Origin of the sequence: Leisingera sp. NJS201, assembly GCF_004535885.1 — a bacterium.
Classification (GTDB): domain Bacteria; phylum Pseudomonadota; class Alphaproteobacteria; order Rhodobacterales; family Rhodobacteraceae; genus Leisingera.
The window spans coordinates 40,923-63,958 of record NZ_CP038240.1 but is presented as its reverse complement, the minus strand read 5'-3'; the positions used below and the strand labels follow the sequence as shown (position 1 = coordinate 63,958).

The 23,036-nt window shown below is 59.7% G+C and carries 20 protein-coding genes, 6 pseudogenes and 1 riboswitch; of the genes and pseudogenes, 6 read left to right on the top strand and 20 right to left on the bottom strand.

Annotated elements, in window-relative coordinates; translation table 11 throughout:
• Positions 1-84: 84 nt before the first annotated feature.
• The 8 genes and pseudogenes from ETW23_RS24615 to ETW23_RS24585 form a co-directional block, all read right to left on the bottom strand.
• A complete protein-coding gene (locus ETW23_RS24615) occupies positions 85-237 on the bottom strand; it encodes a hypothetical protein (RefSeq protein ID WP_024099307.1) in 153 nt (50 codons plus the stop codon).
• A complete protein-coding gene (locus ETW23_RS25320; protein WP_009819683.1) occupies positions 227-391 on the bottom strand; it encodes a hypothetical protein in 165 nt (54 codons plus the stop codon). The genes ETW23_RS24615 and ETW23_RS25320 overlap by 11 nt, the downstream gene beginning before the upstream one ends.
• 473 nt (positions 392-864) lie before the next feature.
• Positions 865-1,299 (bottom strand): cytochrome c, encoded by a 435-nt coding sequence (locus tag ETW23_RS24610; protein WP_129373443.1) that lies wholly within the window; start codon positions 1,297-1,299, stop codon positions 865-867.
• Complete coding sequence (locus ETW23_RS24605; protein ID WP_205879984.1) at positions 1,296-2,465, bottom strand: ABC transporter ATP-binding protein; 1,170 nt, start codon at positions 2,463-2,465, stop codon at positions 1,296-1,298. Before ETW23_RS24605 ends, ETW23_RS24610 begins: the two co-directional genes overlap by 4 nt.
• A 218-nt stretch (positions 2,466-2,683) precedes the next feature.
• Entirely contained in the window at positions 2,684-3,382 is a 699-nt protein-coding gene (locus ETW23_RS24600; RefSeq protein WP_129373442.1) for a copper-binding protein, read from the bottom strand.
• 41 nt (positions 3,383-3,423) lie between these two features.
• Positions 3,424-4,781, bottom strand: a pseudogene (locus ETW23_RS24595) (multicopper oxidase family protein).
• A gap of 14 nt (positions 4,782-4,795) precedes the next feature.
• The gene (locus ETW23_RS24590; protein ID WP_129373441.1) at positions 4,796-6,262 is read right to left on the bottom strand and encodes a TolC family protein; all 1,467 of its coding nucleotides are present in this window, start codon (positions 6,260-6,262) and stop codon (positions 4,796-4,798) included.
• Positions 6,263-6,567: 305 nt separating this feature from the next.
• Positions 6,568-6,960, bottom strand: coding sequence for a hypothetical protein (locus tag ETW23_RS24585; RefSeq protein ID WP_129373439.1), 393 nt, complete (start codon positions 6,958-6,960; stop codon positions 6,568-6,570).
• An 835-nt stretch (positions 6,961-7,795) separates the two neighbouring features.
• Here ETW23_RS24585 and ETW23_RS27015 point away from each other — a divergent pair.
• The 4 genes from ETW23_RS27015 to ETW23_RS24565 all read left to right on the top strand — a co-directional run bounded on the left by ETW23_RS27015 (position 7,796) and on the right by ETW23_RS24565 (position 9,974).
• Entirely contained in the window at positions 7,796-8,131 is a 336-nt protein-coding gene (locus ETW23_RS27015) for a DUF1636 domain-containing protein (protein ID WP_129373438.1), read from the top strand.
• A gap of 153 nt (positions 8,132-8,284) precedes the next feature.
• Positions 8,285-8,498, top strand: a riboswitch (cobalamin riboswitch).
• 33 nt (positions 8,499-8,531) lie between these two features.
• Positions 8,532-8,702 carry a CbtB domain-containing protein gene (locus tag ETW23_RS24575; RefSeq protein WP_082015742.1) on the top strand — a complete coding sequence of 57 codons (171 nt, stop codon included), beginning with the start codon at positions 8,532-8,534 and terminating at the stop codon, positions 8,700-8,702.
• 4 nt (positions 8,703-8,706) lie between these two features.
• Positions 8,707-9,405, top strand: a complete 699-nt coding sequence (locus ETW23_RS24570; protein WP_129373437.1) for a CbtA family protein — start codon at positions 8,707-8,709, stop codon at positions 9,403-9,405.
• A 65-nt stretch (positions 9,406-9,470) separates the two neighbouring features.
• Positions 9,471-9,974, top strand: a complete 504-nt coding sequence (locus tag ETW23_RS24565; protein ID WP_129373436.1) for a hypothetical protein — start codon at positions 9,471-9,473, stop codon at positions 9,972-9,974.
• A 51-nt stretch (positions 9,975-10,025) separates the two neighbouring features.
• Here ETW23_RS24565 and ETW23_RS24560 read toward each other — a convergent pair whose 3' ends face one another.
• From ETW23_RS24560 to ETW23_RS24530, 7 genes and pseudogenes are all read right to left on the bottom strand, one after another.
• Complete coding sequence (locus tag ETW23_RS24560; protein ID WP_129373435.1) at positions 10,026-10,592, bottom strand: recombinase family protein; 567 nt, start codon at positions 10,590-10,592, stop codon at positions 10,026-10,028.
• Positions 10,593-10,723: 131 nt separating this feature from the next.
• Positions 10,724-13,606: a Tn3 family transposase gene (locus ETW23_RS24555; protein WP_129373434.1), complete on the bottom strand. Its 2,883-nt coding sequence runs from the start codon at positions 13,604-13,606 to the stop codon at positions 10,724-10,726.
• A gap of 52 nt (positions 13,607-13,658) precedes the next feature.
• Positions 13,659-14,228, bottom strand: coding sequence for a type II toxin-antitoxin system YhaV family toxin (locus ETW23_RS24550; protein ID WP_134831758.1), 570 nt, complete (start codon positions 14,226-14,228; stop codon positions 13,659-13,661).
• A complete protein-coding gene (locus tag ETW23_RS24545) occupies positions 14,225-14,551 on the bottom strand; it encodes a type II toxin-antitoxin system PrlF family antitoxin (protein ID WP_005668772.1) in 327 nt (108 codons plus the stop codon). The genes ETW23_RS24550 and ETW23_RS24545 overlap by 4 nt, the downstream gene beginning before the upstream one ends.
• Positions 14,552-14,675: 124 nt before the next feature.
• On the bottom strand, positions 14,676-15,329 hold the full coding sequence (locus ETW23_RS24540; RefSeq protein ID WP_024099305.1) for a hypothetical protein: 654 nt from the start codon (positions 15,327-15,329) through the stop codon (positions 14,676-14,678).
• Positions 15,329-15,921 (bottom strand): annotated as a pseudogene (locus ETW23_RS24535) (regulator). Before ETW23_RS24535 ends, ETW23_RS24540 begins: the two are co-directional and overlap by 1 nt.
• 72 nt (positions 15,922-15,993) lie before the next feature.
• A pseudogene (locus tag ETW23_RS24530) lies at positions 15,994-16,296 on the bottom strand (chromosome partitioning protein ParB); the annotation flags it as partial.
• Positions 16,297-16,357: 61 nt separating this feature from the next.
• Here ETW23_RS24530 and ETW23_RS24525 point away from each other — a divergent pair.
• Positions 16,358-17,485 (top strand): annotated as a pseudogene (locus ETW23_RS24525) (IS3 family transposase).
• Positions 17,486-17,525: 40 nt separating this feature from the next.
• On the opposite strand, the pseudogene ETW23_RS24520 reads toward ETW23_RS24525, so the two are convergent.
• The 5 genes and pseudogenes from ETW23_RS24520 to ETW23_RS24500 form a co-directional block, all read right to left on the bottom strand.
• Positions 17,526-19,208: pseudogene (locus ETW23_RS24520) on the bottom strand (ParB/RepB/Spo0J family partition protein); the annotation flags it as partial.
• Positions 19,209-19,364: 156 nt separating this feature from the next.
• Positions 19,365-19,754, bottom strand: a complete 390-nt coding sequence (locus tag ETW23_RS24515) for a DUF3768 domain-containing protein (RefSeq protein WP_024099302.1) — start codon at positions 19,752-19,754, stop codon at positions 19,365-19,367.
• A gap of 86 nt (positions 19,755-19,840) precedes the next feature.
• Positions 19,841-20,050 carry a DUF6330 family protein gene (locus ETW23_RS24510; RefSeq protein ID WP_040182663.1) on the bottom strand — a complete coding sequence of 70 codons (210 nt, stop codon included), beginning with the start codon at positions 20,048-20,050 and terminating at the stop codon, positions 19,841-19,843.
• 23 nt (positions 20,051-20,073) lie between these two features.
• Positions 20,074-21,015 carry an ArdC family protein gene (locus ETW23_RS24505; protein WP_096705139.1) on the bottom strand — a complete coding sequence of 314 codons (942 nt, stop codon included), beginning with the start codon at positions 21,013-21,015 and terminating at the stop codon, positions 20,074-20,076.
• Between the two features lie 40 nt (positions 21,016-21,055).
• Positions 21,056-21,526 (bottom strand): hypothetical protein, encoded by a 471-nt coding sequence (locus ETW23_RS24500; protein ID WP_024099298.1) that lies wholly within the window; start codon positions 21,524-21,526, stop codon positions 21,056-21,058.
• Positions 21,527-21,818: 292 nt separating this feature from the next.
• On the opposite strand from ETW23_RS24500, the pseudogene ETW23_RS24495 reads away from it, so the two are divergent.
• A pseudogene (locus ETW23_RS24495) lies at positions 21,819-23,020 on the top strand (Fic family protein).
• Positions 23,021-23,036 lie beyond the last annotated feature (16 nt).

Sequence of the window (23,036 nt, the reverse complement as noted above, 5' to 3'; positions counted from 1 at the left end):
CAGGGTCTGAGTTCCAAAGGACAAAAAGCCCGCTTTCGCTTTTCAGGGTGACGTAGTCAGACCGCGCTGACCTCCAAGGCTTGGTCAGGACTTGGGTTCGACCTGCCGCTTCGCATCAATCAATGCCTGTGCGGCCTGCATCACCTGAACCTGAGATGTTCCCGAGCGTGCATCCTCCAGCGTGGCCTGCACCTGCGCGCAAAACCACGTGTCATAAGAATTCGCTTCAGCGGCCACGGAAATGCTCCTCGAGCCCGATATCCAGCAGCTTGCCGAGGTCATCGGGCATGTCTGCAACGCGCACAGCAATTGGGAAACGGTGCCCCGTCAGGTCAGGCGCGCATTGCTCCTCTAGACCGAGGTGCTGCCTATCCTTTTCCGTCTCATTCATTGTGCTTTCTCCGACCGCATTATCAGCCGATGCTACATCTTCGAGCGTGGCGTCGTAAATGATGTTGCCAAAGGGTCATAGCAAGCTGGCCCACTTACCGATCGGGCACCGCTTCAAGGCCCAACCGCACCGAACGTGCACAGATGGGGGTTATAAAGAACACAAGGCGAACCCAAGATGCAGTGACCATTCTCTGCGTGCTGTTCGAACTGATGAGATACGGGACGTTGCTGCTGTTCGCCTCAGCTGCAACCTGGCCCAAATAGCCCGAAAGTGCATTATTGGGCGTATGAAGAACAACCAGAGGACAGCAGCCATTCTCTCGGCCATGCCAGAATCTTTCCGCCCTTGGTCCCATGTCCGATTGCCAGTCTTGTCCCTGGAGTTCGGTAGCGTCCTCGTTCGCTATGAGTACTGCAGAGCCGTGGAACTTTAGCAGGTCCGTTACTACGGCCCAGCTTCTCGCCCCCGGGTTATTCGATCCCGTTTGCCTGCTGCAGTTCCCGCACATACCGAGTGATGCCCTTCACGTCGCCATCGGTCAGCCCGTGCTTGGCAGGCATGTTGCCAAAATTCCAGTGATGTGCCCGCACGCCGTTTCTGACCGCGAGCATAAAGGCGGCGTCGCCGTGGTGCGATGGCTCATAGATCTTGTGAACCAGCGGCGGCCCCATGCCGTTGCGGCCTGCGGCATTGTCTCCGTGGCAGTCAGCGCAAATCGCGTCATAGGCGCGCTTGCCGATCCGGGCAGTGTCACTCAAGTCCGGCGGCAGCTGAACCTCGGCAAGCGGAGCTCCGGGTTTCAGAACGGCACTCTGCGTGGTTGCCTCGCCTCCATCGGTGCTGTGGTAAACGTAGTAGGCCACCGCGGCAGCTGCGGCAGCCACGATAACAAGGTTCTTGTTCATGAGGATCTCTTTCTCTCAGTGGTGAACGAATCTGCTTTCGGGCCGTATCGAGGTTGACCAGCAACTTTTGCGAGGCCGAGCGCCCCGCCGAAACCGGCCGCTGCGAAGGCGCGGATCTCTTGGTACCGGATCCGCACGTCCTCGCTTTGTTGATAGAATCGGAACAGGTCCTTCAGAGGGGATGAAAACTCCTTGTGGGCGGACAACATTGCCACCAGCGCGCCCAGCGAGACCCGCTCCTGCAACACGAAATACCCGCCGAGGGAATAGAACAGGAATGGCGTTAGGGCGGTCAGGAAGTTGTTGATCGCCTTGGCCTGGAATTTCAGCCGGTGGATCTGCAGGCGCAACTTCAGCAACTGCCGGAAACTGCGTGCGACCGGCAGCATGCCTTTCCCGGAATCCCGCTTTTGCCGGTCCAAATGCTCACCTAGCAAGCGCATCTCTCGGATCCGTTTGCGGGACACTGCATTCACCCGCCGTTGAAGACGCGGCACAATGATCAACTGCAGCGGAAGCACCGTCAGGGCCGCCGCGGCGAGGATCGGATCCTGCACGAACATGAACAGAAGGATTGTCGCCAGCGTGCCGCCTTGCAGCAGCGGGACGGTTAGCAGTTCGGAGGCAAAGCTGCCGACAGGCTCGACCTCGGCGCCAAGAACCGGCATGATCGCAGGTTGGCGCCGAGTAGGCTGATCCTGCCTCCACTGGCGGTAAACGGCAAGGCGAAGCCTGCGCACGAAGCTTTCGGCAACGCGCCCTTTTCGGATGTTCAGCCAGTATTTGTTTAGGCCGTTGAGTGTGATGACTGCCAGATAGGCGCCGCAGAGAAGAAACAACAGCGAAACTTGCGAAAGCTCGACACCAAACACCACAACCGGACTGCTGCCGTTTTCAAACACGCGGTTCACGATCTGCTTGGGCAGCTCAAGAGACAGGTAGACGATCGGCATCGCTGTCAGGCTGAACAAGATCAGGATCTGCTGATGCGGCCCGGTCGTGCGCAGGATATAGCGGGGCAAGCCCGGCTCCAGACCGCCCGCCGGGAATTGAGCTGGAGCTATCGGTGCCGCCCGCCGTAGAAGCCGCCGGCGCAGCAGCCAGGCGGCCTGGCCGGCCAAGGTGAGCAAAAGCAGCGTTGGCGCCAGCACCAGAACCAGATGCATCACCGGGTGGAGCCATTCGGGTGCGCTGTCATCGTACCAGAACCCGAATGCGCCTGCGGCATCATGTGTGAGAGTGTGCAGATCCAGCATCGTTGCCTTGATTGCCTATTGTCAGATTTCTGCCGGTGCAGTGTTTTGATGGTTGTGCGCTTGGGCGCCTGATGGGCCTGCTAGGAGTTTGGGAGAGAGGAGGCCGGCGTTCCGACCTCCTCTGCCGGTTATCTTACCGCAGTCACGGTCAGCTTACCTTTGACCCTTTCGGCAACGAACTCGATACTGCCGCCTGCCTGCATCTGCTCCAGCATTGCCGCGTGAGCCACACGGAACACCATGGTCATTGCGGGCATCTCCAGATCAACCAGTTCTTCATGCTTGATTGTGACCTTGCCGGATTTGGCGTCGATTTTCTTGACCGTTCCGGCCGTGAAGGTGCCGCCGCCGCCTTCGAGCACCGCGACCGGCCCATGCATGCCGGACTCATAATGGCCGGGGATCAGGCAAGCGAACTCGAATGTGCCGAGATTGGAGAAGGTCCAGATAATTTCTCCTGTTGCACCCGCGTCCAGACGCACCGAATTCGGGTCGTCATGTTCCATGTCCATTTTGGCCATGAGCTCTTTGTGGTGGACATTTCGCTCGGCCGTATCCAGCACGAATTCATGCTCCAGCTCGCCGGCGTTGGTGATCACGAACTTGATGGTTTCGCCCTTGGTAAAGGAAAAACCGGAGGGTTCGAAAATCATCTCACCGTCGTCGGTTTCCTTCATGGTGACAGCGATTTCGCGGTCTGCATGGGCTGCCTCTCCGGGCTTGCCGACCTCCATTTCGTCATGATGGCCGCCGCCGTGGGTGCCGGCGGCAAAGGCCGGTGCAGCGGCTAGAGCGCCAAGAATGGCTGCCGATAGAATCTTGTTCATATCTGTCTCCTCGTCAGGTTTGGTTGGGGTCCAATGGCTGGTCAGCCCTTGGCGGTGGGTTTTGGGGTAATGCGGGTTTGCGCGTTATCGGCGCGTGCAAAGTCGGGCAGTTCACCGGTCCATTCATAGGCCTGGGTGCCGGGAGGGTTTTCGTACCAGCCAGGATCGCTGTAGTCGTTTGCTTCAATGCCTTCGCGCACCTTCACGACCGAGAACATGCCGCCCATCTCGAGCGGGCCATCGGTCCCCAGCCGGCCATCATAGGTACGGTGTTGTCGGGCAGCGGCATCGACATCTCGCCCATGTCGGCCATGCCGGCGGTTCCCATCGGCATGTATTCGGGCTGAAGGTTGCGGATCTGGCCGGTCAACTTGCGCTTGTCGGTGCCGATGAAGGTCGGCACGTCGTGGCCCATCGCGTTCATCGTGTGGTGCGACTTGTGGCAGTGGATCGCCCAGTCGCCCGGATGCACCGCGTCAAACTCATAGGCGCGCATGGCGCCGACGGGGATGTCAATCGACACCTCGGGCCAGCGGGCGCTTTCGGGAACCCAACCGCCATCGGTGCAGGTGACCTCGAAGTCGTAGCCGTGCATGTGGATCGGGTGGTTGGTCATCGTCAGGTTGCCGGTGCGCACCCGCACCCGGTCGCCCTGGTTGACTACCAACGGGTCAATATCCGGGAAAATCCGGCTGTTCCAGGTCCACAAGTTGAAGTCCGTCATCTCCATCACCCGCGGCACATAAGAGCCTGGATCGATGTCGAAGGCATTGAGCATGATCAGGAAATCCCGATCCACTGGCATGAAGGCCGGATCCTTGGGGTGCACGATGAACATGCCCATCATGCCCATGGCCATCTGTACCATCTCGTCGGCATGCGGATGGTACATGAACGTGCCGGATTTGGTCAGGTCGAACTCGTAGACAAAGGTTTTGCCCGGCGGGATGCCCGGATGGCTGAGACCGCCGACCCCGTCCATGCCTGACGGCAGGATCAACCCGTGCCAATGTACCGAAGTATGCTCCGGCAGTTTGTTGGTCACGAAGATGCGGACCCGGTCGCCCTCCACTGCTTCGATGGTGGGACCGGTGGACTGGCCGTTGTAGCCCCACAGATGCGCGGTCATGCCTTCGGCCAGCTCGCGCTCGACCGGTTCCGCCACCAGGTGAAACTCCTTCACCCCGTTGTTCATCCGGAACGGCAGGGTCCAGCCGTTCAGCGTGACTACCGGGTTGTAGTCCGGCCCAACAGAGGGAGGTAACGGTGGCTGAGTGGCCGCAGTGTCCATGCTGGCGGCTTCGGGCAGGCCCATGTTCGAGGTCTTGCCCCACGCTTGACCAGAAACCAGCGCAGCACCCGCAGCGCCGGCTCCAAGCAATTGACGTCGATTCATCATTTCATTCGTTCCTTTCAATGGCCTGCGCCGCCGCCACCGGCAATCTCTCCACCGCCGCCTTGGGGGGCCGAGCCAGCGCCTCCGCCTCCGCCGTAGATCGCGGCACCTACATTCGCCTGCGCCAACCAGAAGTCACGTTTGGCATTGGCAGCCTCCAGCGAGCTCGCCAGCTTTTCGCGAACGTCGGTCAGCAGTTCGAAGGTATTGGTGATCATGCCGTTGTAGCTGAGCAGCCCTTCCTCCTCGATAGACCTGCGTAGCGGCACCAGCACGTCACGATAGTGACGGGCGATTTCGTAAGAGGAGTGGTAGGCTAGTTCTGCGCTGCGGGCTTCGGAACGGACATTCACCGCCCGTTCAGCCAAGGCATTGGCCGCTTGCATATAAGACAGCTCCGCCTTGCGCATCCGCGCCTTGCCGGTGTCAAATACCGGGATGGCAAACTCCAGCTCCAATTGTGGAAGGGTCTCGGTGTTGGTCACTCCGTCCTCGCGCTCGCGCTCCGCCTCAAAGCCTGCAATCAGTTCCAGATCCGTCACCAGCCGGGTCCGGTCCGTCAGTCCAAAGGCCCGGGCCTGCGCCTCAAGTCCAAGCTTGGCGACCTGCAAATCCACCCGGTTCTTCAGAGCTGCCTGCTCGATGGAGGACACTTTGGGCAAAGACTTTGGCAAGGATGGCAGAGCATCGGGCACGTAGTAGTTGGCATCGCTGCCCCACAGGCCCATCAGCCGCGTCAGCTCTTCCTTGGCGAGCTTTGCTTCCAGACGGGCTCTGGCGACTTGGCCTGCCAGTTCGGCATTGAAGGCAAATTCCCGCGCCTGCCCCGCCTTGTTCAGCGCGCCGGTCCTGCCTAGCTGGCTCGCCAGCTCTGCCCCTGCTGCCGCAGTCTCGCTGGCCTGTCGCAGATAACTCAGCCGTTCAAAGGCCGCCACGGCAGTGATCCAGGCCTGCCGGGTCTGCCCGGCCAGCGCCAAGGTATCGTTCACCGCGTTCAGCTGGGCCTGCTGGAACTGGGCCTCGGCCACAGCGATGCGCTGCTTGCGCGTCTTCACGTCCAGCAGGTTCACGGCGATGGTGGATTCCAGCGCCCGGTACAGGCCCAGTTCAGGCGCCCCGATCCCCAACAGGCCGATCGACACCACCGGGTTCTCCGGCGTCATCTGCTGCCAGGCCTCCGCCGCCGACAGCCCGACTGCAGCATAAGATGCCTGCAATCCTTTGTTGTTCAAAAGCGCCGCTTGCACCGCTGTGTCGGCGGAGATCGTCTTGCCCTGCACGAGGCTGCGGACTTCCTTGGCCAAAGCCTCGTTTTCCGCCTGTGTTTGCGCAAAGGCCGTGCGTTTGCCGATGACCGCCGAAGTCTGACTGGCCACTTCCTGAAATCCGGCCTGCGGGCTGGTGTACTTCTCCGGTACAGCGGCCGAGCAGGCAGCAAGTACCACGGGCGACGCCAGCACGGCGCGCCAAACTCTGATCCTCATCAGTGGTCCTCCTGCTGCTGATCATTGACGCCACGCCAGGAAACCGGGCCGCTGGGTTCTTGGCGTTCATAGCCCGAGAGGGAGACTGATAATTCAGGGTACGGTAAGGGCCGGATTGCGCAGCAACCCTTTGCAACGCTGCGGTATCGGGCAGCGCTGCTGGATCAGCGGCACACGCCCCCAGCAGCAGGGCGCATGCCCCGGCCAGAAAAGGAGATTTCATCTGTTTTTCCTGAGAATAATCTGTAGTGGTTCTGCGCTTAGGCACAGAACGGCTTTAATTACCGCTTCTGCGGGTCAGATTTTCAGGATCTAGGAGGACGCAGGACCTTCACACGATCCTGAGACGGCAGCTGCGCGGAAGCCATCACCCAACGGACAGGCTGCTGAACAAAAGCGGCATCAGGCTGCAAAGAAAGTATTGCAAGGGCCATACAGGCGCCCGCGCAGCAGTTTCCGGCATCAGCGGTGTATTGCGCAGTGTCTTGACCATCGTTTTCGGCAATATGGGAAGCCTTATGCGTTACGCCGGCCACAAAGGAGGCAGTATGGCTTTGTCCGTCGTGCGACATCGCTGCATTGCTATGATGGCCCGCGACAGAATGCGCAGCGGATGGCAACGAAAATCCCAACACAAGAACTACCGCAAAAGCAGCGGCGACCCTGATCAGCCGGAAGATACGTGCCAGAAACATCATGCGGGTATTGCACAGCACCGGAGCAGTCCGCGTCAAGATGGCAATGATGTATTCAGCGCACGAATTTGAGCATTTCAGAAGCGTTTTCCTCGAAGTTCCCTGTCGGATCGTATGCGACTACAACGCGAAGCAAACCTTCCTGCGCAGGAGGGCTAAGTCTGATAAGACTTATCGAAAGTGACGATTCGTTGGCTGAACAGTTCGGCAGAGTGGTCAAGCCTGTGGCTGCTGAAACGCCTGCTTCGGTGATCCTGCAAGCTTAGGAAGATTGTCAGCGATACCCGGCGCAGGCCGGTTTCGGGCAACTCCCGCATAGGCTCAGTTGTCGCCAGGACCGTGGTCGGTTTGCCCTTTGCTTCTGATAAATCCAAGAGAGATCGAGATAATGATCCGAAGTGTGAACGCTTGAAGCTGCCGCCATTCGCTGCGTGCTGTTTGAACTGGTAGGGTGCGCAACGAAACCACCCGTCGCCGCGGCTGTTCAATCCTTGCTGCGGTTGCGAGGGAATGGGAAGGCAGTGTTTTCCACCCCTAAGACTGCTTTCAGAGGGCAACAGTTCTAACTCGCAGTGCGGATGATGTGGCCCGCTCGCGATACTTCGCAAAGCCTTGATTCTACGGTTTATCCGCCTCAGTGGTCCGCGCGGCGAAGTTTTGGACAAAAAGCATTCGAGCGACTTGCGTCAGCAAGCTGCCCCAAGCACATTTGCCTCAAAACTAACTATGGACTCTTTAGGAAATTCAGCGTCAAAATTGGTATTGAAGCCAAGCTTGCATGGTACCACGGGACGTAGGTTTCCAACGAAGATCGCTCGATTGAGGACCTGCCCGGCGCATGAGCCTGCCCACACTCACCTTATGCCGAACTTGCCGCGACGCAGACCCTGCCTTTTTTGGGCAGGTCGCCGCGGCTTTGGAGGCTTCGGGAGGAAAAGTAAGGCTGCAGCAGGTGGAATGTATGTCCGGTTGCAAGCGGCCGCAAACCCTAGCTATGCGGCAAAGCGGGAAGACCGCCTATCTATTCGGGGAAATCACCGCGGGTGACCTGCCGGACATCCTGACCTTCCTGCGGATGTATGAGGTTAGCCCGGATGGCAATTTTGCCGATGCCAGGCCGCTGGGCCGACTGCGGTTTAAGGTGATCGCCCGCATCCCTGCGGATCTGGACTGAACCGCTTGCTGCCGGCAGGACAAAGAGATCCAGCAGTTTTTTGCCGAGAAATTGGAAATTATCAGGGGTTCCTGCCTTCCGGTTTCCGCCCGTGCATGACGCTGACGTGTTTTAAATTGGCGGAATCATCCTTGACCGGACTCAGCCGCACGGGGCATTACCACATGATACGGTGTCTGATGGTGCCTAAGCACTGGGACTGAAACGGGAATGAGGACGGTGGACCAAATCGCGGCACCGAAGCCTCAACCGCCCCCGCGACTGTGAGCGGCGAGCGGCCTTCCAATATCCACTGGCCAAGGCCGGGAAGGAGGATGGCAGCAGCGACCCGCGAGTCAGGAGACCGGCCGTGTGGTAACGCAACTTGTACCGTCGGGTGTGACGGTAAGGAGGACTAAAAATGACGACCAAGACGCTTAAGGCTTCCGCCGCTGGCACCAGTGTTCTTCCGGCACTGTTTGCAGTGGTTCTGGGTTTCGGGATCATCACGCTGACCGGCCATGTTCAGGCATCTGCCCTGCACGACGCCGCGCATGATGTGCGCCACGCAACTGGCTTCCCCTGCCACTAAGGCCATGTTCAGTCGCATTCTGACCAGCGGCCTGTTCGCTGGCGCTGCAGCAGGGCTGATTACCGCCCTGCTGCAGCTCGTTTTCGTGCAGCCCGTGCTGCTGCACGCTGAGCTTTATGAATCAGGAGAGCTGGTGCATTTTGGTGCCGAAGCGGTGACGGCCCATCCCGACCTGCCCGGCATGTTTGCCGAACCGATGCGTGACGGGCTCAGCATCATCTTCACCATGCTGACCTACACCGGCTATGCGCTGGTGATGGCGGCGCTGATGTCGGTGGCTGAACGCCAGGGCCACGAGATCAACGCGCGCACCGGTATTCTATGGGGCCTGGCGGGTTTCATCACCTTCCACTTCGCGCCCGGCCTGACGCTGGCGCCGGAAGTTCCGGGCGTGGCCGCCGCCGATGTCGGTGCGCGTCAGATCTGGTGGGGGGCAACTGTGGCCGCCGCGGGCGTTGCCATGTGGCTGATTGCCTATGGCGGCAGCTTGGCGGGCTATACCGTCGCAGCCCTGCTGCTGCTGGCGCCGCATGTAATCGGCGCGCCTGAGCCCGAAAGCTTCACCGGCCCGGTTCCGACAGAGATCGGCGCCCTGTTTGCCGCCCGCGCCTTTGGCGTCGGCATGGCCGCCTGGGTGCTCTTGGGCAGCTTTGCCGGCTACTTCTGGCAAACCGAAGGCAAGCGCGCAGAAGCCGCCGCCTGATACTGGCCCAGCCTGATCCCCGCCGGGTTCGCCCGGCGGGGAAACTCTTTTCCGAGGATACCGATATGTCCCGCTCTCTTGCTCTTTTTGCCATAGGCCTGATCTTTGGCGGCGGTGCCGGCTTCGTGATCGCAGCCGGCAATGGCGTCACCTTCGATGGCCATGAGCATGGCAGCGCTGACCACTTCGGCGGCGGCCATGGTGAAATGACCGCCCATGACCATTCCCAAGCTGTCAGCCTAGCGGCAGGCCCCGATGCCCCCGGCGTCGCCATCCAGCTGCACAAGGACCCGATGGCAGGCTGGAACCTGCAAGTCACGCCGCAGAACTTCCGCTTTGCACCTCAAAACGCCTCCTCCGCGGACGTGGACGGCGAAGGCCACGCGCATGTCTATGTGAACGGCGAGAAACTCGCTCGGCTCTATGCAAACTGGATGCATATCCCAGCCCTGCCCGAAGGGGCAGAAGTGAAGGTCTCGCTCAACACCAACAGCCACAAGACGTTGCAGGTGGAGGGGGAGCCGTTGGAAGCGAAGACCAGCGTCCCAGCGGGCGGTGATGGCTCCTGACTGCAGCGTTCGCTCGATAGAAAGGGCTCTCTGCCCTATTTTGCCGCATCCTCAATCAACGTCAGCTTCTGTTTCAGCCTTTGCGAGCGCCCGATAGACGGTCATTCTTGAAACGCCAAGATCACGAGCGATCTGAGCTTTTGCGATGCCTTCGTTCGCCAACCGCCGAATTTCATCATCATCAACGGATTTCCGCCTCCCCTTGTAAACGCCCTTATCTTTGGCCGCCGCAATTCCCGCGCGTTGTCGGTCACGGATGAACTTAAGTTCCATGTCGGCCACCATTCCGAGCACAGTTATTACCATTCGGCCCATGTCCCCGGCCGTGGTGACTTCCGGTTCAAGCACACGGAGAGATGCGCGTTTGGCGTCCAACTCATGCACCAGATTCAGCACATCGCGGGTGGAACGGCCGAGGCGATCCAGACGATGAACAACCAACTCATCGCCTTCCCGTAGGAATTCCATCATGGTTGCCAATTCGGATCGGTTGTCGCGAGACGCACCAGAGACCGTTTCTGATCGGATGATCTCACAGCCCGCTGTCTTCAGCATGGTTTTCTGGACATGGAGATCCTGGCTCGATGAACTGACACGGGCGTATCCGATACGGGGCATGGCAATCTGTCACATTAGGGTGGTTACCACTCTGATACCGTAACTAATGTGTGGTTGACCACTCATTTGTGACGTTTCGACCTGTCACCTACGCCTGTTACCTTTTGGTGCACCCTTTTGTTACATAAGTTTCATGCGGCCATCGCGCCGAAATCAATCCGCTGGTCCAGATCAACATCGAACCGGCCATAGGGATTGATATGAGCATAGATCAGCGGGGAAAGACCATTATAGTCCCGATCCGTCAGCCGGGTGGCCCATATCGGTTCCGCCAGAACCGATTGCATCATGCGGGTGTTTACATAGACCAGTGAGGCTTGAAGCAAGTGCAATGCATGAGCCGAGATTTCCTGATCAGCAATCCGGTTGCTGGAAATCTCGCCACCTTTGCCGAAGAACACAAAACCATTGGCGCTGTTCCAATTCTCGACCACGTTCAATCCTTCATGGATTTCCCGGCGGAAGGCTTCAGAGCGCAGATAGCGGCACAGAAATATCGTCTTGATGGCGCGGCCAAGTTCCACCAGCGCCTTGTAGGTCGGGTGCATTACGTCGGCACGTGCAAACCGTCGCAGAATAGCTTCAGGGTCAGCTGTCCCGTGCTTCATGGCGGCCGCGTATTTGACCATTTCATCATACTGCTGCTCAATCTCACCCCAATCGACGACACTCGACAAAATTGGCAGAAGGTTTGGCAACTGACTACGCATTCCTGCACTCGGGAGGATCAGTTTCTGTCGCGCAATGGCTTTCAGTCGCGGGGCCAGGTCAAAGCCAAGAAGATGACAGAAGGCAAATCCAACCGTGCTCTGACCATGGCTGTCCACATACTGCCTCTGAATCTCCATATCCGTACAGTGTCGCAAGACGCCTTCAATCATGGCCGCCACTTCCGAGGATGAACACCGCTTCAGCTGGGAGTAGACACAGGTTGCCTGACGCTCGACATGCCAGTAGATCATGACACCCCGCCCGCCGTACCGGGCGTGCCATTCCGTCATCAAGTTCCGGTCCCAGGCCCCGAATTTGGTGGAATCTGCCGCGCAGGCAGTTCCTGCATCACCCCATACCGCCGGATTCCGAACCGCCAAAGTGGCATCCGCGACTTTTGCCGCCGCAGCCCGAAGAGAGGCCGCATCGATATACCGGCGGCGAATGTGCAGCAGCTCATCATAGCTGGTCCCAGGCACTCCGGCGGCCACTCGCTTCAAACCGGCATTGGTACCCAGACCATACAGACACAGAAGCAAACGCTGGTCTCTGACCTTGCGGTCAAGCGCCTCACGGCTCGCTGAGGTTTCAAATACATCCAAAAACCCGGTATCCAGCGCGGTTTCTTTCAGTGCATCCAGCAGGCCCGTCATCGGCCACCTTCTACCGATTTCTGCCTTCAGTGACAGGAGCCCACGTGGCTCTGGCGCTGGCGTAAAAGGCGTGACGTGAATCCGGTTTTCGCCAGACCATCGAAGCCGGACCTGGTCATTGGAAGGCAGAGTCTCATTCAGTTCACGCAGCTCGAATTCCAGTTGTTCCCGGACTGAGTTGGAAAACTCCCGTGCATCCTGGGTGAGTTTCAACCCGGCATAGTAAGCCGAGCGCATTTCGGAAAAATCCTTTGGCAAGTCGTCATCCGGATTTCGATAACGGTCCGCGCCCTTAACCCAGATTTCCTTCGCCCTGATACGGTCCCGCAATTGCGTCAGGACACAGAGTTCAAAGGAAATGACGTTCAGCCGCCCTCGATGATCAAAAACGGTACCATGCCATTTACGCGGGATGGAACCTTCCGGAGCCAATGATGCCGGAGCGAACCGCCGCCCTTCTTCGTTCAGGCGAGCGAGCAAAGACAGTGCATCAAGGATCGGGCGCCAGCCTTCATTGTTCGACCGAAAATTCAGCACTGTTAACAGAGAGGGCAGCATTCGGCGGTAATGGCTGGCCCAGGACCCCCGCATCACCATCTGGATCCGCGCATCCAGCGTACCCTTCGCTCGATGTTCATCAATGATTGCTTTCAGTTTCGCTGCACCCGCAACGGGAAAGATCACATCCGAGACCCTGCCATTCGGGGTCATCATCGCAGCCGCCGCGATATCGACCAGCAATCGTTCCTTGCCGTGCACCTTCTCGATGTCGGCAGCGATTTTGCCGATCACCTTGCGCCGGGATTTCGTTCCGATCCGGTGCACGACATCAATCAAGAGATCTACCAGCCCATCGATCAGCTGCGATTTGCGAGACATTATACACAGGGCCAGCAGCCCGATCCGTTTCTCCTCGGCATGACGGCGCATTTCATAGGCTGTTTCGCCTTCGACACGGCGCGCAAAATGTCTGAGCCAGGACGGATCGACGCGATCTATTACACCAAATGGAAGATCAAGACCCTCTATAAAGGCCAGCCGGTCTGCGGCTTCCAGAACATTATCCAGCGTCGCAGCCCCGACATCATCTTTCAGCCGCAGAAAACCATACGCTCCTCGTGGTTCGGCAAGACATTCTTCCAATGCCACTCTGGTTTTCTGTGAAACCTGGTCCGATATTTCTGTCAGGAATGTCTCCTGGAATGCATGCAGCGCAGATCGGGCCGAGCGTTCCATGATTTTCCGAGAGGGCACGAATATCGCGTTCTGCAACGCCCATCGGAAACCAAAATCGATGAGAGGTTCGATGGCAGGGCCTGTTCTGGAAATCTCCTCGACAAGCACAGAATGGAGTTCCGCGCGATCCCGCTCACTCGCCCGGCGAAACCCTAGATGGCGCAGGATATCAAGGCGGTGACGGCGGGCAGCATCAGATTGCAGATCGTACAGATGAACATTGCTGCCCAACTGTTCCTCGACATACTGGATCCGGTCGTCAGCAATTTCTTTGAACGTCCCTGGAAAATACCCGTAACTGCGAAAATGAACCAGCTGAAGCGCCAACCCCGCGCGCATTGCGCGCCGGTATGCCTGAACGAAATCCAGCTCGCGAAACGACAGGCTCCACACCTTCAGCTCTTCACTCTCCATCAGAATGCCCCCTTGACCAACAGGGCGAGCCTCCGGAGAAATCAGAAAACCGTCAAGCGATCTCTTGTTCCACTATTGTTCCTCGTAACCCCCATCTGTGCACGTTCGGGGCGGTTGGGCCTTCAAGGGATTTCTCGAACCGCTTGCCTGCCGCTGCAGCTTCTTTCAAGAGCGCGTCGAAATTGTCAGGTGGGTTGCCATCTTCCAGCATCCCTTTGAACGTCGCATAGGCATCCGTCTTGCTGCCATAGGCGCGCAGGGTCTTGTCGTCGTTCACCCATGCCACCACGATGACCTTCGCATCGCTGTTGAACCGGTAGAACAACCGATACTGCTGGAAGAATTTCGCCCGGAACCAGTGCTTGCGGTGATCGCCTAGTGTGCCGCCTTGCCGGAAAGCGGCGGCACCCGGATCTGCAGGTATGGCCTCGGTGACCAGCTTGAAGATGGCGGCCAGCCGTTTCGTTGGGTTTTTCTTGTGCCAGGTCTTGGGATCGCGAGCCTTACGCGCCTCTACCTCCTCGACCAGCCCTTCGAGCTGGTCCAGAAAGAGTGGGTGCGCATAAATCGACCATCCATTCACGACAAGGGGCGCTTGGGCGGGCACGCTATCGCCGCTCATTCATCCTCGAGCGATAGCGGCGCATCGAGATCGACATCAACGTCTCCGACCAGTGCTGCAAGACGGTCATGCAAAGCCCCATCGAAAGCCCGAATGCGGTCCGGATGCGCCTTGATATCGGCCTCGACAAAATCGAGAAAGGCTCCGAGCACGGGATCTTCCTCGTCGCTGCGCACGGGCTCGATATAGACCCTGCCACTCGGCTCGGTGCAGTAACGAATCTGGTCGCCCTTGCCCAGCTTGAGCTGTTTGCGCACACCCGCCGGCACGGTCGTCTGATACCGATCCGTGAGTTTCGAGACATCTTGTGCGAGGGCTGTCATGGCAGTCTCCTGAAGAAAAGGGGCTTTGCTGCCCGCGATAGGTAATGCATTTGCATTGCCTTGTCAAGACAAGCCGCAGCATCTGCTGTCGCCGGGCAGGTCGATGAACCGTCCGGCGCAGGACCTAATTTCGCCCCGCCAGGAACTCCGCCAGCACCGGGCTAGCCGCACCTTTCGTGGAGCTGAGCAGCTCCGAGCCCGCAAGCGAGGCCTTCGACAGGCGTACGAGCCCACCAGTTTCCTCGATGCGGTAGCAGCGGCGCTTTTGCCGCCCGCGCCTGTAGTGGGTCGCGGTGACAATCTGGCAGGTACTGCCATCGGTGAGCGTCACAGGGGTGGCGAGCTTGATCTTGTCGCCTTCCTCGTAGTCCGGGATCGCAGCCCAGTCCTGGCAGCGCTGGCGCCAGGCATGAGCATAGCTGTCTGGGTCTTTCAGCTCGGACAGCAGGGCCAATAGGCTCAGTGGCGCGCGGGATTCGACCGGTCCCGCGCTTTCCTCCATGTCCTTGTAGCCCCAGCAGCCGTCATCATATCGGGTAAGGAATACGGCGGCGAAAGTGATGGAGCCATCCGCATCGGTGACATAGGTCGTGTCTTCGACAGGGGTGCCGTCGATATTTGTGACCTTTGCCGCCGCGTACCAAGTCGAACCCACCTTGCAGGCTTTGACCAGTTCCGTCTTGCGCCTTTCGCCCTCGAAGGTGCACAGCCGAGCAATCTCCGCTTTCTCATCCGCGTAGGTCTGGACGCGGCCGTCGGTGTAGAAGAGCCAACCCATCACGCCGCCCTCCGGTCATCGATTTCCATCAGCGCATCGAGCGGCACGCGGTAGGGCTGCATGGCGTCAAAATCCTCGCAATTGCCGCAGTTCTGTACGATCGCGAAGGTGTCGCAGGCATCCTTGAGGATGACCCGGAAGGTGCCGCCGAGGCCTGACGGCACCTCGTAGGTCCCGCCGATGAGATAATCCGAGGCCCGGCGCACGAAGACGCGGATGCTGTGGCCATCGGTGGCGAGCCGGATCGCCCCCCGCCCCGGTCGATGAGCACCTGCACGTCATCCAGGATGTCGGTATAGAACTGGCCGGTCAGATCGCGAAACGCCATGCGGCGCTGCGCCATCCAGTCGGTGTCCCGAAACGGGTTCATGCCGTCGGCGAAAGCGAAGGAGGGATCGGCCTGTTCGGTGGTGACGATACGGGTGGTCGTGCCATCGATGCCGTTTGAGCGCAGATGCACACCATTGCCGACGATGAGGATCAGGGCGGGCCTGTCCACGGGCCCGTTCCAGTTGGGCAAGAAGGTTTTGCAGGCGCGCGCATGGGCGATCTGTTCCGCAACAGCGGACGCAGAGAACTTGAGAATAGCCATGAGGATGTCTTTCGGTTGGGTGTGGGAGGGTCGACCCGCGCGGGGAATGCCTCGCGCGAGTCGCGTGAGGACTCAGGCCGCTTGCGCGACCTCGCTGTCAGGCTCGGGGGTTTCCGCAGCGGGCTCCGCCTCATCACAGGCGACACCGGCGGTCTGCATCATGGGCGGGCACCAGGTGGCCACGGCAGCGCGCTGCGCGTCCGTGAGTGTGGCGAAAGGCTCGGCGAAGAGCTTGTCGCAGAAGGCGACGATCTCTTTCTTGCTCGACGAGGCGAGCGTCACCGCCTCTTGGGCGAGACCCAGATCCTCGCCGAGAATCTTCAGGAGCCAGGCCTTCTTGAAGCGGTTGAAGAGCGCCGCATTCGGCGTCCAATGGACCTGCTTCACTTTTGTTCCGGTTTTCTGCGAGCAATGCTCGCCATAGAGGAGACCGGAAATGGCACCCAAACACAGTGACGATTTCAAACGCGAAGCGGTTCGGATCGCGACAAGCAGCGGGCTGACGCGTCGCCAAGTCGCGTCGGATCTGGGGTCGGCCTTTCGACCTTGGGCAAATGGATACGTCAGTTCTCGGACGATCCTTCTACCGCGACCCAGGATTCTGAGCTTCGGCGCGAGAACGAACGCCTACGCAAAGAAAACCGCATTCTTCGGGAGGAGAGGGAGGTGTTAAAAAAGGCGGCAATCTTCTTCGCGGGTCAAAAGCAATGAGATTTCAGTTCATTGCGGATTACCGCGGGGATTTGCCACGCAGCCATTTGTGTCGCCTGATGCAGGTGACGGATCGTGGTCTTCGGGCCTGGCGGCACAGGCCGCCGTCACGCCGCCAACGTCGGGATATGGTGCTCTTGGCGCATATTCGAGAGCAGCATCGCTTGAGCCTGGGCAGCTACGGTCGTCCGCGCATGACGCAGGAACTCAATGAACTGGGCATCCATGTCGGGCAACGCCGTGTGGCGCGGATCATGCGTGATAACGGCATCCAGGTGCTGCGCAGCCGCAAGTTCAAGCGCACGACCGACAGCAATCACACCTTCAATATCGCGCCCAACCTGTTGCGTCAGGATTTCACCGCAAGCGCCCCGAACCAGAAGTGGGCGGGAGACATCACTTATATTTGGACCCGCGAGGGATGGGCCTATCTTGCTGTGATCATCGACCTCTATTCGCGACGGGTGATCGGCTGGGCCCTGAGCAACCGCATGAAACAGGATCTGGCCTTGCGCGCTTTGGACATGGCGATTGCCCTACGAAAGCCGCCCCGGGCTGCATCCACCACACTGATCGCGGCGCCCAATACTGTGCCCACGAGTATCAAAAGCGTCTGCGCAAGCACGACTTGGTGCCGTCGATGAGCGGAAAGGGAAATTGCTATGATAATTCGGCCGTCGAGAGCTTCTTCAAGTCGCTGAAGGCCGAATTAATCTGGCGCCGGACCTGGCAGACCCGCAGAGAGGTCGAACTGGCCGTCTTCGAATACATCAACGGCTTCTACAACCCACGCCGACGGCATTCGGCCATCGGCTGGAAATCACCCGTGGCTTTCGAAAAGATCGCCGCCTAACATGAGCTACACACCGGAACGAAAACGGTGCAGGTCCACAATATGCGCGAATGTCGGGCATGATCTCGATCTCGAACGCATGCATCAGGCTGTCGCGCCGAGGATCCCGCGCGAAGCAGGACTGCGTGGTGCTGGCGGTGGCATAGGCCACGAGCTTGGCCTTCTCGCCTGCCTCCAGCGCGCGAAACGCCGCGAACTGATCGGCGGGCGCGCGGGTGTCATCGAGCCAGGAGAGATCAAGCGCATCATGCGCCGCCGCCACCTGCTCGAGCGAGGTCTCGTCGATCTCGTCCATCTTGGCATGGCTGCGGTATTCCTTGCGGGCATCGATCTTGATCGCCTGCGTGACACTCATTCCGCTGGCCAGAACGTCACTGACCAGCTTGAAGAGCGTCAGATCGAGCGTGGCTTCCGGATGCAGCGCCATCGCGGCGCCAAGGGCCATGGCCCGCTCGGTCTTGAGGTCCTCAGCCAGCGAGGCTGGATAGGTGATTTCGCCGGCGTCCGGTGCCTCCTCCCCCGTCGGGTTGACCGACGAGCCGCGCGCGCCTTCCACTTTCACGGTGTCCTCGGGGCGGACGAGGCCAACATGGAGCGTGACCTGCCCACCCTGCCACGACGCGATCACCCCGGACCGCGCGAGGTCCTCGGCGCTGTAGGCCTCCTGCAGATCGCGCACTTCTTCTTCCAAGGCGTCCACGCGCTCGTAAAGGGCATTGTAGGCACCGTCCTCGAGCCCCTCATCCTCCATCTCGAGCTGCAGCTTCTCGAGTTCTGCGGTGATCTCATCGATGCGCTTCTGGGCCGCTTCATCCGGCTCAATCGGGCCGGGATAGACGCGGCCATAGTCCGCCATGGTCGCGTAATCATAGCGGACCATCGCATCGGCCCAGGCAAAGCCCAGCCTCATACGGGCCTCTTCGGCGGCGGCACCGAGCTTCTCGAGCAGGATGGTCTCGACCAGTGCTGCATCCTCAAGCACGGAATGCTCTTCCAGAAGGTCAGCCGCGACAGCACCGCCCCGCGCCTCGTAGTCCGCGCGCACAAAGGCCCCAATATCATCGCTGACCTGCACGCCGCGGGATTTGAGGGCCTGACGGACGGTGTAGGCCTGCAGATAGCCGCCGTCTTTCGTGAGCGCCTCGAAGACCTCGCGCTGCGCCTCCTGGCTCGGGTGCTCGGCGAAGGCCTTCATCGTGTCGAGCGTGATCACCTTGCCCCGGGCTGCGGCGCGGATGTCGGGGTGGATAAGGCCATAACGCAACCGGCCTTTCACGGCCGCCACCGTGGCGCCGAAGGTCTTTGCGATCGTCTCGGGCGTCTGGCTGTCGACCTCCATCATCCGGGCGAAAGCCTCGAACTCGTCGATGGCATTCATCGGTGCCTGGGTGATGTTCTCGGCGAGCGACAGCGCCGTGGTGACGTCGCAGTCGTCTGGGACAAGGCGACAGTCGACCTTGGTTTTCGCCATGAACCCCTTGGTGGCCTTGTCGGCGACCAGCTCCTTCAGCGCAGCATGGCGTCGGCCACCGGCGAGGACAGCATATTTGCCGTCAAGCTTCTGGACCAAGAGCGGCTGGAGCAGGCCCAGCACAGCGATGCTGGCCTTCAGATGCGCGATGTTCTCGGGGTCATAGGTTTCCGGCGCGTTGCTGCGCACATTGGCGGGATGCGGGATCAGATCGCCGATGGCGACGGTAAGGGGAGCAAAGCTTGTGGTCATGGGATATCCTTCCAGGAGGGTGAGGTGTGGCCCGCGCGCTCACGCGCGTGACCAATCCCCGGCTTCAGGGATCACCAAGACAAAAGGCCCACTTTCCCTTTGAGGGGTCAGTGGGCCTTGAGTTTTCAGATCGACACTTTGGGAAGCCCTCCTACCCTACCAGTCACGCGCCAGCATGATGGTCAGCACGCGCATGGTTGTGGCAGGATTGTCCGGGGTCTCGGCCCCGTAGCGGAAATCCGAATCTGCCTCATAGAGATCGATTTTCCAGAACACGGTCTCGCCCCGGATCTCGACCGCGCCAAAATCGTGCCATCCCTCGGGATCATTCTCAGGCTCGAATGTATCGAACGCACCGGTGGCCTTCACCGCCTCGGCCATGAAGCCGTCACCGGCCTCCATAAGCGAGCGGGTGACATGCATTCGGCCCTGGGTGGGCTGCGCGGGCGCCACTCCAAGGCACGCGAGCTTGCGAAACGCGTCGTTTTGCGCCGCGATCACGGTCGGATCCGGACGGTCTGGCTGGGATTGAACGGTCATGGACATGGGATCTCCTTTGAGAAGTTGAAACACCCTTCCCAAAGCCCGCTTTCACTTTTCTGCTTGGCGGAAGGACCGAAGCAGAAGGCGCCTTACCCGAACAGCCCTCTGGCTCTGTAGTTCGGGTTGGGGATGGTTTCGATCCAGCCGCCCTGTTCCTTGATGCTCTCGAGTGCCGCCGAGAGCGGGTAAGCGCCCTCGGACGGGCTCCACCAATAGGCACCGCGTTTGAAGGTGATGATCTTGCGGCGGCCGTCTTCGAAGCAGGCCACCCGCAGCGTCTTGGGTTCCTTGCGTGACATGCGAGTCTCCGTTCTCCGTGTGGTCAGGCGGCCTCGGCACTGCGCCCTGCCCTACCCGCCTCAGATTGTGCGATCAGATAGTCACAGGCGCGCTGCGCATCCGCGGCGTGCTTGAAGATCGCACCCTTGTCCGACCGAAGAACGCGCAACCAGTTGTGGAGGTAGGCGGCATTCATCTCGAGCGTATGCGCCGTGAAGCCGAGCGTCTGACCCAGGAACACCGAGGTCAATTCCGCGACGATCTCCTCGCGCGCATAGGACGTGTTGCCAAACTTCGAGAACCCGAAATCACGGTTCAGCCGATGCGGGGCTTTCGTGGCATGGGCCAGCTCATGGGCCCAGACCCCGTAGAAATTGCGCGGGTCCTGGAACCGCGTGATGGACGGCATGTAGACCTTGTCCACGGGCGGCAAATAGTACGCCTCCGTGCCCGTGAAGACGGTTGTGATGTCGATCGCATCAAAGAAGGTCTGCATGTGCGGGATGGGCTCGGACGGCGCATGCTCGGGCACGGGCTCCGGGTCGGGGAAGAAACTGTCGGGCAGGCCATCGATTTGGCAGGCATTGAACACGCGGTAGGATTTCTGGAAGCGGAAGATGCGGGCTTCCTCGGAGTGATCATCCCCGTCGCTGCGGTCATGCTCATCTGCGCCCGCATCTTTCCGGCTTTGACCGTAATAAACGACGACAGAGGATTTTTCGCCCTTGCGGACCTTTGCGTCCAAGGCATTGGCTTGCGGCAGCGTCATCCAGAAAGGTGAGCTGTGGCCCGCCATCACGGTCCGCATCGTCAGCAGGAAGTTGTTCACTCCCTGGTAGGGTTCTCCGCCCACGCGCAGGGGACGAGAGCTGCCACCTGCGGTCCATGGCTTGCGCCACGGCAGGACGCCGCGCTCGATGATGCGGATGATTTCGTTTGTGATGACCTCGGAGGCATCGAATTTGGGCGTGCGGGATCGGGCCATGGCTGGCCTCCTTTCGAGTTTTGGTGAGAGTAAGTGGTGATCAGGCTGACTGATGGGACCGCGGATCGTTGAGGATCCTCGCGCCGAGCCCTTCGACCATGTCGATGTAGGTGGTCAGCGAGACGGACTTGCCGGAACCCGAAGGTTCAGGGTCAACCGATCCGTCCCGCGCCACGCACGGCAAGTTCGCGAAGGCGATGACGTCACTGATGGGTCGGATATCGATGAACGGGGTTCCTCGTGCGACCGCAAGAGTGGCCAAGGGAAAGCGCTCGATCAGCGCGAAGGTCGAAACGGTGGTCCAGCCGAGATGGATGAATGTCCCGCCCTCTCCGCAGATCACATGCGCGTTTGGTAATGACGCGGCCTGCTTCAGATAGCCGAGATCACGCAGGACGGTCTGGCGTTCGAGCCGCTGTGCCAGCAACGTCTGGCCAGTTCGGCGCAACTCTCTATGCCGCCACCACGAGGCAGCGGTTGCGCGGAGCACGCGCAAGACACCTGTTTGCATGGGAATGCCCTTCATCAGGAAAGACAGACCGGAATCCGGCCCGGACCCATCTGAGGGACCCCAAAGGTCCTCATCCGTCAGTCACAAAACCCGAAGAACACTTTCTCTTTTTTCGGCCCCTTTGGGCACACAACAAAACCGAAAAGCCCGGCACATCTGCCGAAGCCATTGATTTCATGCAGCAATTCTAGATCGGCAACCAAGATCGGCAACGCATATCGGCAAAACCTTGCTTAAAAGTACAAAATGTGTTTATTTTTCAATTACTTTGCAAACATGGAAGATCGGCAAAATGCTGGAAACACCCGCCAGGATCGAACCCTGCTTCTTCGAGGAGCATATTCCGACAGAACTGGCAGACCTTTCGGTCGACATCCAGAGGGAAGCCACCGGGCTGGGACAAGGGTTGCATCCTGACAGCGCAGCCGAACTTGCCGATCTCGTCCGTGTGATGAACTGCTACTACTCCAACCTGATCGAAGGACACAACACGCGCCCCCGCGACATCGAAAGGGCGCTGGCTGGCGCCGAGCTTGAGGAAGAAACCCGTCCCCTCGCCCTTGAGGCCCGGGCGCACGTCATCGTTCAACGGGCCATCGACGAGATGCATCGCAAGGGCACCCTGCCCCGCCCCACATCCGTCGAATTCCTGACTTGGGTCCATAAGAGCTTCTACGACGAGATGCCGGATGAGTTTCGGGTCATCGAACATCCCGACGGCACACAAGAGCCCATCGTTCCGGGACGCATGCGCCAGGATGATGATCGGGAAGTTGCGGTCGGGCGCCACCTACCTCCTTCATCGTCGCGCGTCGCGGCATTCATGGACCATTTCGACAAACGATTTCAGATTGCGGCGCGGTCTTCGAGCGGACGGATCATCGCGATCGCCTCTGCGCATCACCGGCTCAACTACATCCACCCTTTCCCGGATGGTAACGGCCGTGTCAGCAGACTGATGTCTCATGCCATGGCCCTCACAGCGGGGATTGGTGGCCAAGGGCTCTGGTCCGTATCACGTGGGCTGGCCCGCGGGCTAACCGATCGGGGCGAGTACAAACGGATGATGGATCTGGCCGACAGTCCACGCCGCGGAGACCGCGACGGACGGGGAACCTGTCAGAAGCGGCACTGAAGACGTTTAGTGAATGGTTCCTAAAGGTGACGCTCGACCAGATCACCTTCTCAGCAAGATTGTTCGATCTCGGCGGACTAGACCAACGGTATCGTCGTCTTGTTGCAGATACCATCGATGACAAGCGAGCGCCGGAACTAATCTCGGCGGTTCTTCGGCATGGGGCACTGGAACGAGGCGATGCGCAGATTGTGCTCAAGACGTCCGAGCGTACTGCTCGCAACACGCTGAGTAAACTGACCGCCGCCGGATACCTGAGGTCCGCCTCGCCGAAGACGCCGGTTCGGTTGGCGTTTCCGTTGGATTATCGAGAGCGGCTCTTTCCAAACCTCTTTGGAGACGGTGACCTCCCACAATAACTTTAGGCATTTAGGG

Coding starts and splice junctions, on each gene's coding strand:
- ETW23_RS25320 (WP_009819683.1), bottom strand. CDS start 391: ATGAATGAGACGGAAAAGGATAGGCAGCACCTCGGTCTAGAGGAGCAA.
- ETW23_RS24610 (WP_129373443.1), bottom strand. CDS start 1,299: ATGAACAAGAACCTTGTTATCGTGGCTGCCGCAGCTGCCGCGGTGGCC.
- ETW23_RS24605 (WP_205879984.1), bottom strand. CDS start 2,465: ATGCATCTGGTTCTGGTGCTGGCGCCAACGCTGCTTTTGCTCACCTTG.
- ETW23_RS24600 (WP_129373442.1), bottom strand. CDS start 3,382: ATGAACAAGATTCTATCGGCAGCCATTCTTGGCGCTCTAGCCGCTGCA.
- ETW23_RS24590 (WP_129373441.1), bottom strand. CDS start 6,262: ATGAGGATCAGAGTTTGGCGCGCCGTGCTGGCGTCGCCCGTGGTACTT.
- ETW23_RS24585 (WP_129373439.1), bottom strand. CDS start 6,960: ATGATGTTTCTGGCACGTATCTTCCGGCTGATCAGGGTCGCCGCTGCT.
- ETW23_RS27015 (WP_129373438.1), top strand. CDS start 7,796: ATGAGCCTGCCCACACTCACCTTATGCCGAACTTGCCGCGACGCAGAC.
- ETW23_RS24575 (WP_082015742.1), top strand. CDS start 8,532: ATGACGACCAAGACGCTTAAGGCTTCCGCCGCTGGCACCAGTGTTCTT.
- ETW23_RS24570 (WP_129373437.1), top strand. CDS start 8,707: ATGTTCAGTCGCATTCTGACCAGCGGCCTGTTCGCTGGCGCTGCAGCA.
- ETW23_RS24565 (WP_129373436.1), top strand. CDS start 9,471: ATGTCCCGCTCTCTTGCTCTTTTTGCCATAGGCCTGATCTTTGGCGGC.
- ETW23_RS24560 (WP_129373435.1), bottom strand. CDS start 10,592: ATGCCCCGTATCGGATACGCCCGTGTCAGTTCATCGAGCCAGGATCTC.
- ETW23_RS24555 (WP_129373434.1), bottom strand. CDS start 13,606: ATGGAGAGTGAAGAGCTGAAGGTGTGGAGCCTGTCGTTTCGCGAGCTG.
- ETW23_RS24550 (WP_134831758.1), bottom strand. CDS start 14,228: ATGAGCGGCGATAGCGTGCCCGCCCAAGCGCCCCTTGTCGTGAATGGA.
- ETW23_RS24545 (WP_005668772.1), bottom strand. CDS start 14,551: ATGACAGCCCTCGCACAAGATGTCTCGAAACTCACGGATCGGTATCAG.
- ETW23_RS24540 (WP_024099305.1), bottom strand. CDS start 15,329: ATGGGTTGGCTCTTCTACACCGACGGCCGCGTCCAGACCTACGCGGAT.
- ETW23_RS24515 (WP_024099302.1), bottom strand. CDS start 19,754: ATGTCCATGACCGTTCAATCCCAGCCAGACCGTCCGGATCCGACCGTG.
- ETW23_RS24510 (WP_040182663.1), bottom strand. CDS start 20,050: ATGTCACGCAAGGAACCCAAGACGCTGCGGGTGGCCTGCTTCGAAGAC.
- ETW23_RS24505 (WP_096705139.1), bottom strand. CDS start 21,015: ATGGCCCGATCCCGCACGCCCAAATTCGATGCCTCCGAGGTCATCACA.
- ETW23_RS24500 (WP_024099298.1), bottom strand. CDS start 21,526: ATGCAAACAGGTGTCTTGCGCGTGCTCCGCGCAACCGCTGCCTCGTGG.